Origin of the sequence: Pseudoalteromonas sp. J010 (assembly GCF_003934235.1) — a bacterium.
In the GTDB taxonomy this organism is placed as follows: Bacteria; Pseudomonadota; Gammaproteobacteria; order Enterobacterales; family Alteromonadaceae; genus Pseudoalteromonas; species Pseudoalteromonas peptidolytica.
Window position 1 is genome coordinate 1 of the sequence record NZ_RDBW01000032.1, and the last position, 15,026, is coordinate 15,026.

Sequence of the window (15,026 nt, forward strand, 5' to 3'; positions counted from 1 at the left end):
GCTCTGCACTGGGTATGCTGCTGAACATGAAGAAAACACTCGGTACTTCCGTTTCTAGTATTCATATAAGTAACTGTCGCCCTCAACTCAAAAAAATCCTTCAAATATCAAGATTTGATAAAAAGTTCGATATTGACTGATCACAGCAAGATTAAACCCTCATGAATATCTTGGTTGTTGATGATCAAATACTGAATTGCAGACTTCTCACGACAATGCTTGAGCAGCAATTTTACACTGTTTTTTGTGCTCATAATGGTTCTGAGGCGCTAAAAATTCTCGCGCTTCATGACATCGATATTGTCTTGTTGGATGTGTTGATGCCAGTGATGGATGGCTTTGAAACCGCGCCAAAAATAAAACAGCATGCCGGAAATGTGTACTTACCAATCATTTTTATTACCGCATTGGAAGATCAAAGTAGTTTTGAAAAGTGTCTCGCTGTAGGTGGGGATGATTTCATTCACAAACCGTTTGATAAAGTCATTTTGTCGGCGAAAATAAAAGCACATGCGAGAACTCGAAGGCTTAGTCAACAAAGTAACGAACAAAAACGACAGCTTGAGTATCACTACAATCAAATCGAACGAGAGCATGAAATTGTCGAGCATATATTCAGTAATGCTCTAGCCCAACAGACAACGTATCCTGAGATATGCGAGTATCATTTATCACCAGCCTCTATGTTTAACGGTGATATGTTTTTAATGGCAAAAAGTCCGATGGGAGGATTTTATTGTCTACTAGGCGATTTTACTGGGCATGGACTTGCTGCGGCAGTGGGGGCATTACCCGCTTCAAGGATCTTTTATACCATGGTTCAAAAAGGGATGGCGGTAAGTGATATTGCCGTTGAATTGAATACAGCTCTGAATGAATTATTACCTGGGCATATGTTTTGCGCCGCAGCCATCATTGAATTAAGTAGTTCAGGTAAGAGTATTTCTGCTTGGATCGGTGGGTTACCAGATCTTTATCTTATTGACAGAAACGGCAAGCTGATTAAAACAATAGAAAGCCAGCATATGGCATTGGGGATATTGGACACAGAGGAATTTGAGCGAAACTTATTGCACTTTGAAGTAAACCCTGAACAACGTTTGGTCATGGCAACGGATGGTATTATAGAGTCAGAATCTGATAGGGGGGATATGTATGGAGAGAGAAGACTAAAACGTTTGCTAGCAAGCCGACCTGTTATTTCAACCGAGCAAATCATTTCTGAAGTGAGGGAGTTTACAGGAAGTGGGGAGCAGCAAGATGATTTAAGCATTGCAATCATCAACTGTGTGGCGAGTGAATCTGTGGCATCAGTCCCATCTCATTATTCAAGCCTTCCATTCAATATATCACTCTCCTTGGATGCACAGCAGATGAAAACAACCGATCCCGTGCTTGAGTTGGTTGATTTGTTAAGCGAAGTAGATGGTATTTCAGCACATCGCTCCAATATTTTCTTACTACTATCAGAGGCATATAATAACTCACTTGATCATGGTGTATTGGGTCTTGATTCAGAAATAAAAAATAAAGAAGATGGCTTTTTTGAGTACTACTGTCTMAGAGAGCGCGTTTTAAAAGAGCTAAAAGAAGCATTGATCATTATTTCTGTACGTTATAGCCCTGAAGAGCTTAAGTTGTATTTTTCTATTTGTGACTCTGGAAATGGTTTTAAAGCGGGCACACGTAATCAAGTTAAGCAGGAGTATAGTCATGGTCGGGGCGTAAGTTTGCTGGGGGAAATAGCACAAAGTGTCAGCTATAACAGCGCTGGGAATGAGTTAGAGATGGTGTATTCACTTACCTCCGAATCTATTTAAAGCAAACTCAGGCGCTCTTTTATTATACTCATACCAAAGCTTGAAAACCGCTATAAAACTACTACTTTTGAGTTGGCAATGTGACACCAGCGTGTTAGTCTTGCATTAATTTCAATTTGGATGTTTAGATGGCTAAAATGTCACGTTATATTTCTTTAAGTGGGTTATCAATCCAACCTGAGCTTTTACAGCAGCAACTACTCAAAGTAGATACATTTCTTGAGCAAAACACAAGTTCGGCGATGTGGTCTTATCAAATCCCTGAGCTTGGTGAGGGAGGTAGTTGTAGTTTATTTGGCAACCTACAAGACACGCCTTTTTTATTAGAGGAATATATAGAAAAAGCTGAATCTAATGAGTATGCGTTGAGCAAGTTGCAAACAATAGTATCTGCTGTGGTTGCGCATAGCGCAGTAGACTGGTTTGGGATCTATCAAGCTAGGGAAACTCAAGAGGGTAAGCAGCTGCTTAAACTGGCTTACCATGGTGCGCCGAGCAGACCATTATTTCCAATAACAGAGGCTTTTGCAGCAACGTCAAATAATATTCAAACGGTACTAAGTGCAAAGGCACGGGTAATTAACGATATACCGGCGTATGTTGCTAGGGGAGGAGAGTATTATACGTGCGACCCTAAAGTTAAAGCTGAGGTGTGTTTGCCTTTATTTAATGAGCACGAGCAATGTATTGGTATTATTGATGCTGAAGCATTTACAGAGGCTTTTTTTGATGAGGAAATACTCGCGTTATTGGCCGCAGCATGTATTCGCATCCCACAGTATTTACCAAAATAACCAGTCTATTTCTTTATTCAATTGGTAGCGTAGCAGCCCTAAGATAACTAGCACCACTTGATATTTTAGTCTGTAAACTTGCCTCTGCTTAGGTGCGGCCAAGTTTACAAAAATGAATAAAATTCTAGATAAATATGGTAACTGGTAACAAATCTGTATGTTACCATCAACGCTATTGGAATCGGATGTCAATCATCCGAATTGGAATTAATTAAAATAAAAGAGATAAGCTATGTTCTCAGAGCTAAAACCACTCCCAACAGATCCTATTTTAGGCCTGATGGCCGCTTATAAGCAGGATAACAACCCACAAAAAATAGATCTTGGTGTCGGCGTTTATAAAGATGAACAGGGAAATACACCTGTTCTCAAAGCGGTTAAAAAGGCGGAAGCGTTTCGTCTAGAAAACGAAACAACGAAAAGCTACATTGGTTTAGCTGGTAATTTAGACTTTTGTCAGAAAATAGAGTCTTTATTACTTGGGGAGCATAGCGCGCTGTTGGCAAACCGTGTACGTACAGCACAGGCACCTGGTGGCACCGGTGCTTTACGTGTCGCAGCTGAGTTTATTAAACGTTGCAATACTAATGCAACTGTGTGGGTGACTACCCCGACTTGGGCAAATCACATTAGCTTATTTGAAGCCGCTGGCTTGACGGTAAAAGAGTACCCTTATTATGACTATGAAAATAAAGGGCTACTATTTGATGAAATGATCAATGCGCTAAAACAAGTGCCCAAAGGTGATGTAGTACTTCTTCATGCTTGTTGTCATAACCCAAGCGGTATGGACCTGAATCAACAGCAGTGGCAAACCGTGGCAGAACTTGCAAAAGAGCAGGGCTTTACGCCTCTTATTGATATTGCTTATCAGGGCTTTGGCACTAGTTTGGAGGCCGATGCACAAGGGTTAAGAGCGGTTGCTGCTCAGGTCGATGAAATGATTATCTGTTCTTCATGCTCGAAGAACTTTGGCCTGTATCGTGAGCGAGTTGGTGCGTGCTCTATTATTGCCAAAGACAGCAATGTCGCTGACGTGTCGAATTCGGTAATGCTAAGCGTGGTACGTAGTATCTATTCAATGCCACCAGCGCATGGCGCAGATATTGTAAATACAATTTTAAGTAGTACTGAGCTGACGCAGATGTGGCATGATGAGTTGGATGAGATGCGTGGTCGCATCAATGGCTTGCGTACATTGATAAAGGAAAGCTTAGCGGCGAAAGGCGTTGATCAAGACTTCTCATTTATTGATCGCCAGCATGGTATGTTCTCATTCCTAGGAATAAACAAAGAGCAAATCGACAGGCTTCGTAATGAGTATGCTATATATATTGTAGGTTCTAGCCGTGTTAACGTCGCTGGTGTAAGCAAAGATAATATCGATTATTTTGCAGATGCTGTAGCGAGTGTAATTAAATAAGCTTTATATCAATTTTCTTAATTAAGTGGTCTATTTTGAGGCGAGAAAATCTTGTCGATAACCAGGCAAAAATTTTGCTATTTAGTTGTTCTAAATAAGAAATTTTTAACGCTGTTAGCGTCAGATTTACTCCTTCAAATTGAGCAAGTATTAAGTCAGCATGAACCGAATTTACTTTACGCAAATTTCACATGGAATAGATGCTACCGGAGACTAAATGTTATCCTTTTAAGCTTGTTTAATTTTAGTTACTTTATCTGAGGGATTTTCAGTCTCAACTTTACTTTTTGCACTGGCTTTTGTTGATACCTTGCCACCTTTTAATACGGAAACAAAGTCATCTTTTTGTTTTGCAATTTCAAGTGCTAGGGATTCGACTTGTTGTTCACTTAGTGGTACGTCTACCTTAGTCAGCATATCTTCTAGTGCCTCTGCGACATCTAACATTTTATCGTAAGCATCAGCCTCTTTTTTAGATGTGAAAGTCATACGCTCGACTCCATTTCTTTCAACAACATATTTGATGATAACTGCCATGGTTATTCCCCTTGTCACTGTTTTTATATACAGTAATCCTAAACTCCATAATACGCAAGTTATTTTGAAAATTTTTCAAGTTCGGATGAGTCTAGTTTGTTTTAATAACTTAAATTAAAACAGGAGGTTATCAATAATTTTTATTTATTGAACAATGAGTGGCTTTGACAAATCATAGAACACTGACTTTAGTTATATGGCCTTATTAATCACCAGTGAGAATGCAGGTGATAAATGAGGAATTGGATCTTTTCACACAAGGAGTGTTATTTATGTTGATAAAAACCATCTCACTATCCATTTTACTTGCGCTAGGCCTTAGTCACTCTGTGACCGTTGCTAAACCTCCAGAGCAAGTCATCACAGTGCAATCACAAAACCACAGTGTATTAGACATTAACACAGCTGATGCGGATGCACTGTCAACTTTACCAGGGATTGGTATACATAAAGCTGAAGCTATTATTGAATATCGCGAAAAGCTCGGCCGCTTTAAATCCATTCAAGAGCTGCTTGAGGTAAAAGGTATCGGGAATAGAATACTGGCCAAACTGGAGGGCAAGATAAAAGTTTGATAGAACAGGAGTATGCGGGCTAATTTTAGTTGTCCGCATACTAATTTAACTGTTTAGTCTACTTTTTGTGCTGAAGTAAACTCTGTTATTGCTTGTGTCAGTTTGGGTTGTCCAAAATAAATTTCTAGCGGTGTAGTAAGTAATGGGTAGATCAATCCTGCAACGAATAAGACAGGCAATAGGAGCCACCCTTCAAATACTACTAACGATGCAAAAAATGGAGTTAATAGTATTAATTTAGCGATCCGTAATAGCACCTTAGTTTTGGCATCAAGATGACTCAACGCGATACGTAAAATCATCTGTTTTTCACGGAGCTTAAATTCATCAAGTTGTGCTATTTGGCTTAACCTAAAATACATGAATTTGCTATCTCAACTTCTTTTTGTGAAATGGAAGAATAAAAACAAGATAAATGCCGCGCTGTAAAATGCGAAAATGATTTCCATCCAACCAGGCATAGACAGTCCTGCAAAAGACCAATCTATATTACCGCAATCACCTGTTGCAGCAAAGAAGCTTGGCAGCCATTCATGAAGGGGCATAAAAGATGGGAAATTAGGTATAAAGTCACAGGTGAAGGCAAATGGGTCTGTGGTTGTTTGCATCTCTATATGTTCGCGTGCAATCAAGAACCCCCAAATGCTTCCGACTCCCCACGAAGTAAATGCTAGGCTTCGCACGGCAAAATTACGCGGTGCTATCATACCGATTAAACCAGCAGCGAGTAACCCGAGCATCGCAAAACGTTGATAAATACACATGATACAAGGCTCTAACCCCATACCATATTGGAAGTAAAGCGCCACAGCCTCAAAAATAGTAGCTGAGAGCGCAAGCAATCCCCAAGACTGCTTTGAAAGGTGAAAAGATGCAATGCTCATTATGAAGAACCTCTTTTTGTTTTATTATGCTTTATCAGGCCCTATCAGAGCAACCTTACATCGTGAGTGGGCGCTACCTTTGAGCACTTTTGCGCTCAACTCTCAATATATCGGGTTGAAAAGAGCCTGCCAAAGGTCAACTAAGCGCTCAGCAGCACTAGTATCTGTTTCACCGCGCTCCTAAGGCATTGATATGTAGTGTAGCGCGCTTAATCATAGTGCCATTTACAATTACAGAATCAATATCGTTGTAAGCGCTTACTGACTTTAAAGGGTCGCTGTTTAAAAGTAGTAAATTGGCAATTTTATTTACAGCTACACTGCCATATCTATCATCTATTGAGAAGGCTTTGGCATTGTTTATGGTCGCTGCACTGAGCAAGCTAGCCAAGCCTACGCCAGCTTGGTGCATCATGGTCAATTCTTTATATGTAGATAAACCAGGTTGTGATGTATAGGTTGGTGCTGGCGGTGTATCCGAACCAAGTAGCAATGTGGCATCATTTTTATATAAGTAGTTAAGTGCTAACTGCCCTTGGGAAAAAATGCGTTTCAGCTTAGCGACTTTTTTCTGATTACTCATGCTGCCCCAACCTTGGTTCATTTCTTTAAAAAACCAACGACCAGGTTCACTTTGATACCAATCAATCACAGGTGAAGGGAGTACAGTTTGATATTCTTCAGTGAAAGAGAATGTGCTGTCAGTTACTTTTGCCAATGAGTCCATTACAGTCAACGTCGGCTGATATGCAATGTCTTTTTCAATGATGCTATCAAGTACCGCTTTTACTGTTGGTGGCAGAACGTTTGTAGCTTGATTGATATTAGGCGTTAACCAGTTCCAAAGACCATGAGCCATTATGTCAACATTGGCATCTACGGCAAGTTGCTGCATATCAACGGCATTGGCATGAGCCATGGAAGGTAATCCTATTGCCTTGGCAGACTCGGTCAAGCGCCTTGCATCACCTTGATAGATAAGCGGTATATTACTGTTTTCTCCAAAGCCATCTTCAAAGTAAAGTTTGGCACAAGTTGCGCCATCTGACCTCATGCGCTCAAGCGGTTGACTACCTTGATGTGAATGTACCTGTGATGGCGTGAGTTCATGTGTTGGGTCATTATGCTGTGCAATAAAATAAGGTTTATGATGATGTAGCTTAGCGTAGCTTAAGCCTTCGGCGTTATAACCTTGATAAACTGGCATTGCACCGCAAAAAAAAGCATTTGGTGCAGGCGCATTAGCCATAAAATCAGCGATGCCACTTGCTGTATTTGACGGATCGATTACTTGCGTTACGCCATAATATAGATAGTTTCTTCCTTGCCTTTGCAAAAACGCCTTTTGCATCTGTTTGGCGTTTGGATCTGAAGCGAGTAACCCAGGCATAGTTTTAAGGTGTACGTGGCTGTCGGTGAGCCCCGGAATAAGGTATTTATCTTTCGCATCAACGACAGTTTTTGCACGCGGTTTTTTACGTGCATTGGATACCTTAATGATTTTACCATTTTGTATCGCTATCCAATGATTTGAAATGATATTCACTTGGTGCTTATCAACAGGGTTTAAAATGATAGCATTGTCAATTCTAAGGTCGACAGCTGCAAATAACGCATTAGAAAATAGCATGCAGTATGTCGCGGCAAATAATATTTGTTTTTTCATAATAAAAATTTGTTTGTGTTGTAATAGGAGTTACCGAGCATAAATTGGTTTACAGTTGTTGAACTAATTTTCATATAAATAAACTCTTAAATTTTTCTAAATTTAATTAAAACTATAATAATCAATAATATAAGGTGTTTTTGAGTTGAAAGATTTGTTATTAGGTAATTGGTTAGTTATGCCTAAGTTGAATCAAATTATTGAGTATCCCAACGGGCAAGAGTACACAGTAACGCCAAAAATGATGCAGCTGTTACTTGTTTTGATCGAGGCGGATGCACAGCCGCTTAGCATTGACGAGATCATTGAATTGGTATGGAAACCAAAAGTAGTGTCTGACAGCTCAGTTTACCAAGCCGTAGCACAGTTAAGAAAAATCCTAAACTCAGACCCACAACATAAAGAGTATATAGAGAGAATATCAGGTCATGGTTACAGGATAGCTCCGAATGTACTCGTCACTCAAAATAGTATAAACACTTCGGTAAAAAGCAGTCGTTGGATCTGGTTTGCAAGTGTCGGCTTTACGTTAGCGCTACTGCTTGCGATTTTGCCATCTATTTTTAACGAAAGTACTCGCAATAGCGCAGAGGATGACCCTTACTTTGATGAGGTTACGCTTGCAAAGCACTTATCTAAAAGCACTAATATTGCAGAATTAGAGCAAGCAAAAAGCCTTTATCAACAGGTGCTGTCTAAGCAAGGAGAAAATATAGACGCGCTAAGTGGGTTATGTAATGCCTATATGGGGCTTAGCTTATTTGGTGAAATATCAGAATATGAGTTATTGGCGCTATGCCGTCCTTTACTGGAAAAAGCACGCGCATTGGAAGAGAAAAATATTGAAGTTATCACCTCCTTGGCTCGATTCGCTGTAATAGAAAATAACGATATACAAGCACAGAAATATTTTACTCGTGGTTTTGAAATATCAATAGACAATCCGAGGTTATGGCATTGGTATGGACGATTTCTTCGCAAGAGCAATGACATAGAAGGTGCCGTAGTAGCACACCAAAAAGCGTATCGATTAGCGCCAAATGATGCCGTTATCGTTCGCGGTTTAGCCTACGCCTATCTAAACTTTAGAGACATGAGCTTAGCGAGGAAATATTTTGAACGCAGTGTTGCCATCGCACCCCACACCAAGAATAACCCACTTTACCAGTTAGACTTCTATCCTTTGAGTCAAAAGCGGGCGCTCCAGTACCTACAGTGGTATCGTGAAAATCATGTTGATCACAATAAGCTCTACCCCGCACAACAGCTAAGCCATATATTGATGTTGCTCAGCTTAGGACGTACACAAGAGGCTAATACGTTGTATCAGCAAGCCACACAGTTCACGACCACTTCAGCATCCTTCAGACTATATGTTGAAGCAGGGCTGGCTTGGCAACAAGGTAATGCAGAAAAAGCCGAAACGCTTTTAAAGCAACGTTATACGCTAGGCTCAAACGCTAAGCACTACGTGATGCCCTATGTGATGGCACTAATTGCGAACCGCAAATCTGAATTAGCAAAGGAGCTTTTTGAGCGTCATTTTAGTGAAGTTAGCTCTTTGCTGGCACCTATTTCAGAGCATACTGGGCAGTACCTCATCTATGCCTTAATGCTAAAGCTCACGGAACAACAAAATAAGTATGAGAGAGTAAACACATTAATTTCGAATCACCTCGCCCAAGATAAGGTGCTTGACACCTCCTTGCTAGCGCTGTGGTTTACTATTAATAACGAAGAGCTCCGTGCTAAACAAGCACTCACTGATTTACTCAATGATGGTTGGCTTCCAGATTATAACGATAGCTTCTTTGCAATTGAGCTCTATTTTTCTCGCTTTACTGATCATGAGTTTAAACGTCAATGGCAACGACGTCTCAAGCGTATACAAGCCCAACTGGAGGAGCGGGTAGAATAACCTACCTCCAACAAAGTTATGGATGAACTTAAATCGTGGCTATCCGTTGAGGTACGCGACGTGTCACCCATATCAAAAAAGGCAATAAATACAGCAAGCCTTGCGCTGCTACTTCCGGAGATTATCTTTGCTATGTAGCATCAATTTCTGGCTTGGGTGATTTGTTGCTTGTTAGTTGAGCTTCATCTGGTACAATCAGTAGATTAACGAGCACAACCTGCCAATATAGGCATTGATGTAATAATAAAGTGGTGTGAGATGAGAATTTTCAAAGCCAAGAGCCCAGCTGGATTTGCTGAAGAATATATTGTTGAGTCAATTTGGAACGGCGAATTCCCTCCGGGATCAATCCTACCTGCTGAGCGTGAGCTTTCTGAACTCATTGGTGTAACTAGAACAACACTACGCGAAGTATTGCAAAGGCTGGCACGCGATGGTTGGTTGACTATCCAGCATGGTAAGCCAACTCGAGTCAATAACTTTTGGGAAACGTCAGGGCTAAATATTCTCGAGACACTAGCGCGTCTTGATGAAGATAAAATGCCTGAACTAACCGATCAGTTGTTGTCTGCTAGAACCAATATCAGCGCCATCTATACTCGTGCTGCTATCAAGTTTAACCCTCAACGTGTTATTGATATCTTATCCAAACATGCAGAATTAGCGGAYACCGCCGAAGCATTTGCCGATTATGACTATCAGGTGCACCATGAACTGGCAGGCGCAGGTCAGAACAAAATTTATGTACTTATCTTAAATGGATTCAAAGGGTTGTATTCTAAGATTGGCTGTCATTATTTCTCTGATTCAAGAACGCGAGATCTCGCTAGACAGTTTTACGCAGACCTTACCACGTTGGCAGAAAACCAAGAACATGATGGTGCAATCTCTCTGATGCGTAAATATGGTCATCAGTCTGGCGAAATTTGGCAGCAGATCCGTGGTGATATGCCTGAAAATATCATGGACTAAATTAGTCACAGAATTATACATTAAAGGCTTCATAGTGAAGCCTTTTTTGATCTCAGGTGTTGGTTTGCAAGATATTTGCTACTTTTTCCGGCAATCGAATTTATAGATTGATGCTATCGGTTAATTCGATTGTTATTTCTGTTCCTACGCCAATACACTAGTCAAAGTTTTTGGTAGTAAAAAAGCACAAGGCACTTTAGTGAACGCTAAATGCAAAGGTTGTTTTTTTATAAGCATGCCACAATATTAAGTACCAGATGTTTTGAACTCGATAGAGAGACAAAACAAGATTGGAAATAAACCTAACTATTGGAGATAAAAATGGGTGTATTAGTAGGCCGCAAGGCACCAGACTTTACAGCAGCAGCAGTACTAGGTAACGGTGAGATCGTAGATAGCTACAACCTGCACGAGCGTATTAAAGGTAAAAAAGCGGTTGTTTTCTTTTACCCACTAGACTTCACTTTTGTTTGTCCTTCAGAGCTAATCGCATTTGACAAGCGTTACGAAGAGTTCCAAAAGCGTGGTGTTGAAGTTATCGGTGTTTCTATCGACTCTCAATTCTCACACAACGCATGGCGTAACACTCCAGTAAACGAAGGTGGTATTGGTCCAGTTAAATACGATCTAGTTGCTGACGTTAAACACGAAATCTGTCAAGCATACGACGTTGAGCACCCAGAGGCTGGTGTTGCTTTCCGTGGTTCTTTCCTAATTGACGCTGAAGGTAACGTACGTCACCAAGTAGTGAACGATCTACCACTTGGCCGTAACATCGACGAAATGCTGCGCATGGTTGATGCACTTGCATTCCACGAAGAGCACGGTGAAGTATGTCCAGCTGGTTGGACTGAAGGTAAAGCAGGTATGGACGCAAGCCCTGAAGGTGTTGCGAAGTTCCTATCTGAGAACGAAGGCGCACTATAATTTAGTGTCTGCTACGTAATACCTATAAGATATTAAAAAGAAACCCGCTAGTTAGCGGGTTTTTTTTAATTGCTTTCGATTTCTCGGCGGCTTTCTCAGGGTAATACGTTGACTATTCGGCAGCCCTGCCTCTTTAGCAAGTGCCATGCTAGTTAAAATTAATGTACTGACCGAGCGACTTTATTAGTTGAATGCTTAGGTACGCTGCAAATAAGCTTATCACTGGAGTTGCTAGTAAACTCAAAAATGTAAGTTCATTAATCATTACGCTTTTCCTTTTCGTCTTTCTTGTTAGTATTTTCAGCTTGAAATGCTGCTTGCAATGATTGTTTGGTTTCGATTCTCAGCTCTTCGATGTTGGCCTTTATTGATTCACTGATCGCTTGTGTTATTTTGCTTTTCACATCCTGTAGGATGGAGTCGTCTATTTCTGTAGCAGTAGTTGTCATGCTAGCTGTTAGTAGTAACGTAGTCATGGTTAGTTTCGCTAAAGTAGTCATAATAAGTTTCCTTGTAATTTGTTAGTCGCAATAACTATTACAAAGGTTGTGCCAACGTGAATTTATTTTTTAAAACTTTGATTTTTAAATAAATTTAGTTATCTATGAAGAAGTTAACGTAAGACGTTGGTGAATTTGACGAAGGTGACATAACAAAAATAACGAAGTTTTAGTCAAATATATAAAGAGGAGGTTGAGCTCGTAATGAGGCCGAATTAACGGCCAAAACTTGGATCGTCTGGTAGGTCGACAAGGATCAATACAGCACCTTTACCACCGTACTCTAACGGTGCTTGGTGTATCGCTAAGACATCAGGGTGTTGTACAAGGTATTGCGGCACTTTATGTTTGAGTATTCGCTCGCCAATGCCGTGAACAATGCAGGCACAAGCAATATGCTGTTTTTTACAAGCATGAATTAACGCAGCAAGCTCTTGTTTGACGGTCTCTTTGTTCAAACCGTGTAAATCTAATATCAGCTCTGGTGCATAATCACCACGCCTAAGCTGTTTAGCGAGATAGCGGTCAGCGCCAGCCTTAACATAATTAATAGTTCCCGAAGTATCGATATCAGGAATATACTCGTCCGAAAAGTAAAACTCTGACTGTTGCTGCTTCACTTGTTGTTTCAGCTCTACACTCTGAATTTTTTTCGTTTGTTTGAGCTGCACCTGATCTTGCTTAAGTGGTTTTACACCATTCAAGGACTCGCGAAACATCGCGAAATCATCATTTAGGTCAGCATTAGTGTTAGATTCTTTGTTCATGGTGACATTTTAAATAAAAAAAGCATAAAAACCTAGCTTAAAAACCGCTACAATGTCGCCATATAGTTTGATCTTAGAGAATCTTCATGACGGAAATGTCACAACCACTAATCACCGACGAAATGGCAAATGAAGCGTTTCAAGACCTCCATACCATCCAAGACTGGGTACGATGGACTGCAACTCAGTTTGTCAGCAATGAGGTCTTTTTTGGTCACGGAACAGATAACCCGTGGGATGAAGCGGTAAGTTTGGTGCTGCCTGTGCTCCATATGCCTATTGATGCACCTAAAGAAATTATGCACGCCCGTGTGACGCAAAGTGAAAAATCTCACTTGATAGGCTACATTAAAGCACGTATTGAACAGCGTATTCCCGTGGCTTATTTGACCAATCAAGCTTGGTTTGCTGGTATGCCGTTTTATGTTGATGAGCGCGTATTAGTACCACGCTCTCCATTTGCAGAATTAATTGCAAAACATTTTTCTCCTTGGGTGGCATCGCCTAACAAAATAAACCGTATTTTAGATATGTGTACGGGCTCTGGTTGTATTGCGATTGCACTTGCCAAAGCATTTGAGCGTGCACAAGTAGATGCAGTAGACATCTCTTTTGAAGCTTTAGAAGTGGCTGATCACAATATCAATCAGCATATGATGCACGACAGAGTGTTTGCCATCCAGTCTGATGTATTCAGTGGTGTACCGGGCCAAAAATATGACTTAATCGTAGCAAACCCACCTTACGTTGATGCTGAAGACATGTCTGACTTGCCTGAAGAGTTTCATCATGAGCCAGAGCTTGGTTTGGCGTCAGGAGAGGATGGCCTTGACGTAACCCGTACTTTGTTAGCAGAAGCTGCGGATCATCTAAATGATGACGGTTTGTTATTTGTCGAAGTCGGCAATTCTATGGTACATATGGAACAGCAATTCCCTGAAGCACCTTTCACTTGGTTAGAGTTTGACCACGGTGGTCTGGGGGTCTTTGTGGTATCCAAACAGCAATTGTTGGAATACTTTAAAAACTGATAGGGAGCCAATGCTCTCTATCGTCTATTTTGGAATGAGGAAAAACGATGGCAGGCAATAGCATTGGCCAATTATTTAAGGTGTCGACCTTTGGTGAAAGCCATGGCGCTGCGCTTGGTGGCGTGGTGGATGGTGTACCACCTGGGCTTGAGATAACTGAAGCTGACTTACAAATTGATTTGGATAGACGTAAACCGGGTCAAAGCCGATACACAACACAGCGACGCGAAGGTGATGAGATAAAAATCCTTTCGGGTGTATTCGAAGGTAAGACGACCGGAACTAGTATTGGACTGTTAATTGAAAATACCGATCAACGTTCCAAAGATTATTCTAACATCAAAGATTTATTTCGTCCGGGTCATGGCGACTACACCTATTGGCACAAATATGGCCACAGAGATTACCGTGGTGGTGGACGTTCGTCTGCCCGTGAAACAGCGATCCGAGTTGCGGCTGGTGCGATAGCGAAAAAATATCTAAAACAAGCTCATGGCATTGAGATCAATGCTTGCCTTTCCCAATTAGGCCCTATTAAAGCTCAAACGTATGATTGGTCAGTTGTGGAAAACAACCCCTTTTTCTTTCCTGATGAGTCTAAGCTTGAAGCGTTAGATGAATATATGCGTACGCTAAAAAAAGAAGGTGATTCAGTTGGCGCGAAAGTTAAAGTTGTGGCGAAAAACGTGCCGGTAGGTCTAGGTGAGCCTGTTTTTGACCGTCTGGATGCCGAAATTGCGCACTCCCTAATGAGCATTAATGCGGTAAAAGGTGTAGAAATTGGTGACGGCTTTGATGTGGTTGAACAAAAAGGTTCTGAGCATAGAGATGAGCTGACGCCGCAGGGCTTCACCTCAAACCATGCAGGTGGCGTATTAGCAGGTATTTCAACAGGGCAGGACATTATCGCGTCAATTGCGCTAAAACCTACCTCAAGTATCTCAGTCCCAGGGCAGAGCATTGATACCCAAAATCAACCGCAAGAGGTGGTTACCAAAGGCCGCCATGACCCGTGTGTGGGCATTCGTGCCATCCCTATAGCGGAAGCGATGTTAGCCATAACACTTATGGATCATCTATTACGTCACCGCGGTCAAAACCAAGACGTCAATTTGCCGCACAAGCCCATTTCAGGCCATCTCTGATTTTATTCGGCGTCCTGAGGTTATTTGACTTCAGGTTGTTCTGGCACAGTGTTTGCTCTTCTTGAAC

General features: G+C 41.1%; 15 protein-coding genes and 1 pseudogene. 10 read left to right on the forward strand and 6 right to left on the reverse strand.

The annotated features are described in order from the left end of the window. The 4 genes and pseudogenes from EAG18_RS22440 to EAG18_RS16750 all read left to right on the forward strand — a co-directional run. A pseudogene (locus tag EAG18_RS22440) lies at positions 1-140 on the forward strand (anti-sigma factor antagonist); the annotation flags it as partial. Positions 141-161: 21 nt separating this feature from the next. Then, a complete protein-coding gene (locus EAG18_RS16740; RefSeq protein ID WP_125253512.1) occupies positions 162-1,820 on the forward strand; it encodes a fused response regulator/phosphatase in 1,659 nt (552 codons plus the stop codon). A gap of 128 nt (positions 1,821-1,948) precedes the next feature. Beyond that, entirely contained in the window at positions 1,949-2,614 is a 666-nt protein-coding gene (locus tag EAG18_RS16745; RefSeq protein ID WP_125253513.1) for a GAF domain-containing protein, read from the forward strand. 232 nt (positions 2,615-2,846) lie between these two features. Continuing rightward, positions 2,847-4,037 carry an amino acid aminotransferase gene (locus EAG18_RS16750; protein WP_125253514.1) on the forward strand — a complete coding sequence of 397 codons (1,191 nt, stop codon included), beginning with the start codon at positions 2,847-2,849 and terminating at the stop codon, positions 4,035-4,037. Positions 4,038-4,265: 228 nt separating this feature from the next. On the opposite strand, the gene EAG18_RS16760 is transcribed toward EAG18_RS16750, so the two are convergent. After that, complete coding sequence (locus EAG18_RS16760; protein ID WP_125253516.1) at positions 4,266-4,574, reverse strand: YebG family protein; 309 nt, start codon at positions 4,572-4,574, stop codon at positions 4,266-4,268. 272 nt (positions 4,575-4,846) lie between these two features. Here EAG18_RS16760 and EAG18_RS16765 point away from each other — a divergent pair, with 272 nt between their 5' ends. After that, positions 4,847-5,149 (forward strand): helix-hairpin-helix domain-containing protein, encoded by a 303-nt coding sequence (locus EAG18_RS16765; protein WP_125253517.1) that lies wholly within the window; start codon positions 4,847-4,849, stop codon positions 5,147-5,149. Between the two features lie 53 nt (positions 5,150-5,202). On the opposite strand, the gene EAG18_RS16770 is transcribed toward EAG18_RS16765, so the two are convergent. The 3 genes from EAG18_RS16770 to EAG18_RS16780 form a co-directional block, all read right to left on the reverse strand. Beyond that, complete coding sequence (locus EAG18_RS16770; RefSeq protein ID WP_125253518.1) at positions 5,203-5,511, reverse strand: hypothetical protein; 309 nt, start codon at positions 5,509-5,511, stop codon at positions 5,203-5,205. 12 nt (positions 5,512-5,523) lie between these two features. Then, entirely contained in the window at positions 5,524-6,033 is a 510-nt protein-coding gene (gene dsbB / locus EAG18_RS16775; protein WP_125253519.1) for a disulfide bond formation protein DsbB, read from the reverse strand. 169 nt (positions 6,034-6,202) lie between these two features. After that, positions 6,203-7,699, reverse strand: coding sequence for an amidohydrolase family protein (locus tag EAG18_RS16780; RefSeq protein ID WP_125253520.1), 1,497 nt, complete (start codon positions 7,697-7,699; stop codon positions 6,203-6,205). A 145-nt stretch (positions 7,700-7,844) separates the two neighbouring features. Between EAG18_RS16780 and EAG18_RS16785 the strand changes: the two genes are divergently transcribed. The 3 genes from EAG18_RS16785 to EAG18_RS16795 all read left to right on the forward strand — a co-directional run bounded on the left by EAG18_RS16785 (position 7,845) and on the right by EAG18_RS16795 (position 11,516). Next, positions 7,845-9,617 carry a winged helix-turn-helix domain-containing protein gene (locus EAG18_RS16785; RefSeq protein WP_125253521.1) on the forward strand — a complete coding sequence of 591 codons (1,773 nt, stop codon included), beginning with the start codon at positions 7,845-7,847 and terminating at the stop codon, positions 9,615-9,617. Positions 9,618-9,875: 258 nt separating this feature from the next. Further along, a complete protein-coding gene (gene fadR, locus EAG18_RS16790; RefSeq protein WP_125253522.1) occupies positions 9,876-10,589 on the forward strand; it encodes a fatty acid metabolism transcriptional regulator FadR in 714 nt (237 codons plus the stop codon). A gap of 321 nt (positions 10,590-10,910) precedes the next feature. Next, a complete protein-coding gene (locus EAG18_RS16795) occupies positions 10,911-11,516 on the forward strand; it encodes a peroxiredoxin C (protein ID WP_099641288.1) in 606 nt (201 codons plus the stop codon). Between the two features lie 257 nt (positions 11,517-11,773). Here the strand turns inward: EAG18_RS16795 and EAG18_RS16800 are convergent, their stop codons facing one another. After that, positions 11,774-12,016: a hypothetical protein gene (locus EAG18_RS16800; RefSeq protein ID WP_125253523.1), complete on the reverse strand. Its 243-nt coding sequence runs from the start codon at positions 12,014-12,016 to the stop codon at positions 11,774-11,776. A 215-nt stretch (positions 12,017-12,231) separates the two neighbouring features. Next, on the reverse strand, positions 12,232-12,783 hold the full coding sequence (gene smrB / locus EAG18_RS16805) for an endonuclease SmrB (RefSeq protein WP_125253524.1): 552 nt from the start codon (positions 12,781-12,783) through the stop codon (positions 12,232-12,234). 95 nt (positions 12,784-12,878) lie between these two features. Here smrB and prmB point away from each other — a divergent pair, with 95 nt between their 5' ends. Both prmB and aroC read left to right on the forward strand, forming a co-directional pair. Next, a complete protein-coding gene (gene prmB, locus EAG18_RS16810; protein WP_147391151.1) occupies positions 12,879-13,814 on the forward strand; it encodes a 50S ribosomal protein L3 N(5)-glutamine methyltransferase in 936 nt (311 codons plus the stop codon). A 47-nt stretch (positions 13,815-13,861) separates the two neighbouring features. Next, positions 13,862-14,959, forward strand: a complete 1,098-nt coding sequence (gene aroC / locus EAG18_RS16815; RefSeq protein ID WP_125253526.1) for a chorismate synthase — start codon at positions 13,862-13,864, stop codon at positions 14,957-14,959. Positions 14,960-15,026 lie beyond the last annotated feature (67 nt).

Excerpts from the sequence above, each read along its gene's own strand:
- EAG18_RS16745 (WP_125253513.1), top strand. The coding sequence starts at position 1,949 with ATGGCTAAAATGTCACGTTATATTTCTTTAAGTGGGTTATCAATCCAA.
- EAG18_RS16750 (WP_125253514.1), top strand. The coding sequence starts at position 2,847 with ATGTTCTCAGAGCTAAAACCACTCCCAACAGATCCTATTTTAGGCCTG.
- EAG18_RS16760 (WP_125253516.1), bottom strand. The coding sequence starts at position 4,574 with ATGGCAGTTATCATCAAATATGTTGTTGAAAGAAATGGAGTCGAGCGT.
- EAG18_RS16765 (WP_125253517.1), top strand. The coding sequence starts at position 4,847 with ATGTTGATAAAAACCATCTCACTATCCATTTTACTTGCGCTAGGCCTT.
- EAG18_RS16770 (WP_125253518.1), bottom strand. The coding sequence starts at position 5,511 with ATGTATTTTAGGTTAAGCCAAATAGCACAACTTGATGAATTTAAGCTC.
- dsbB (WP_125253519.1), bottom strand. The coding sequence starts at position 6,033 with ATGAGCATTGCATCTTTTCACCTTTCAAAGCAGTCTTGGGGATTGCTT.
- EAG18_RS16780 (WP_125253520.1), bottom strand. The coding sequence starts at position 7,699 with ATGAAAAAACAAATATTATTTGCCGCGACATACTGCATGCTATTTTCT.
- EAG18_RS16795 (WP_099641288.1), top strand. The coding sequence starts at position 10,911 with ATGGGTGTATTAGTAGGCCGCAAGGCACCAGACTTTACAGCAGCAGCA.
- EAG18_RS16800 (WP_125253523.1), bottom strand. The coding sequence starts at position 12,016 with ATGACTACTTTAGCGAAACTAACCATGACTACGTTACTACTAACAGCT.
- smrB (WP_125253524.1), bottom strand. The coding sequence starts at position 12,783 with ATGAACAAAGAATCTAACACTAATGCTGACCTAAATGATGATTTCGCG.
- prmB (WP_147391151.1), top strand. The coding sequence starts at position 12,879 with ATGTCACAACCACTAATCACCGACGAAATGGCAAATGAAGCGTTTCAA.
- aroC (WP_125253526.1), top strand. The coding sequence starts at position 13,862 with ATGGCAGGCAATAGCATTGGCCAATTATTTAAGGTGTCGACCTTTGGT.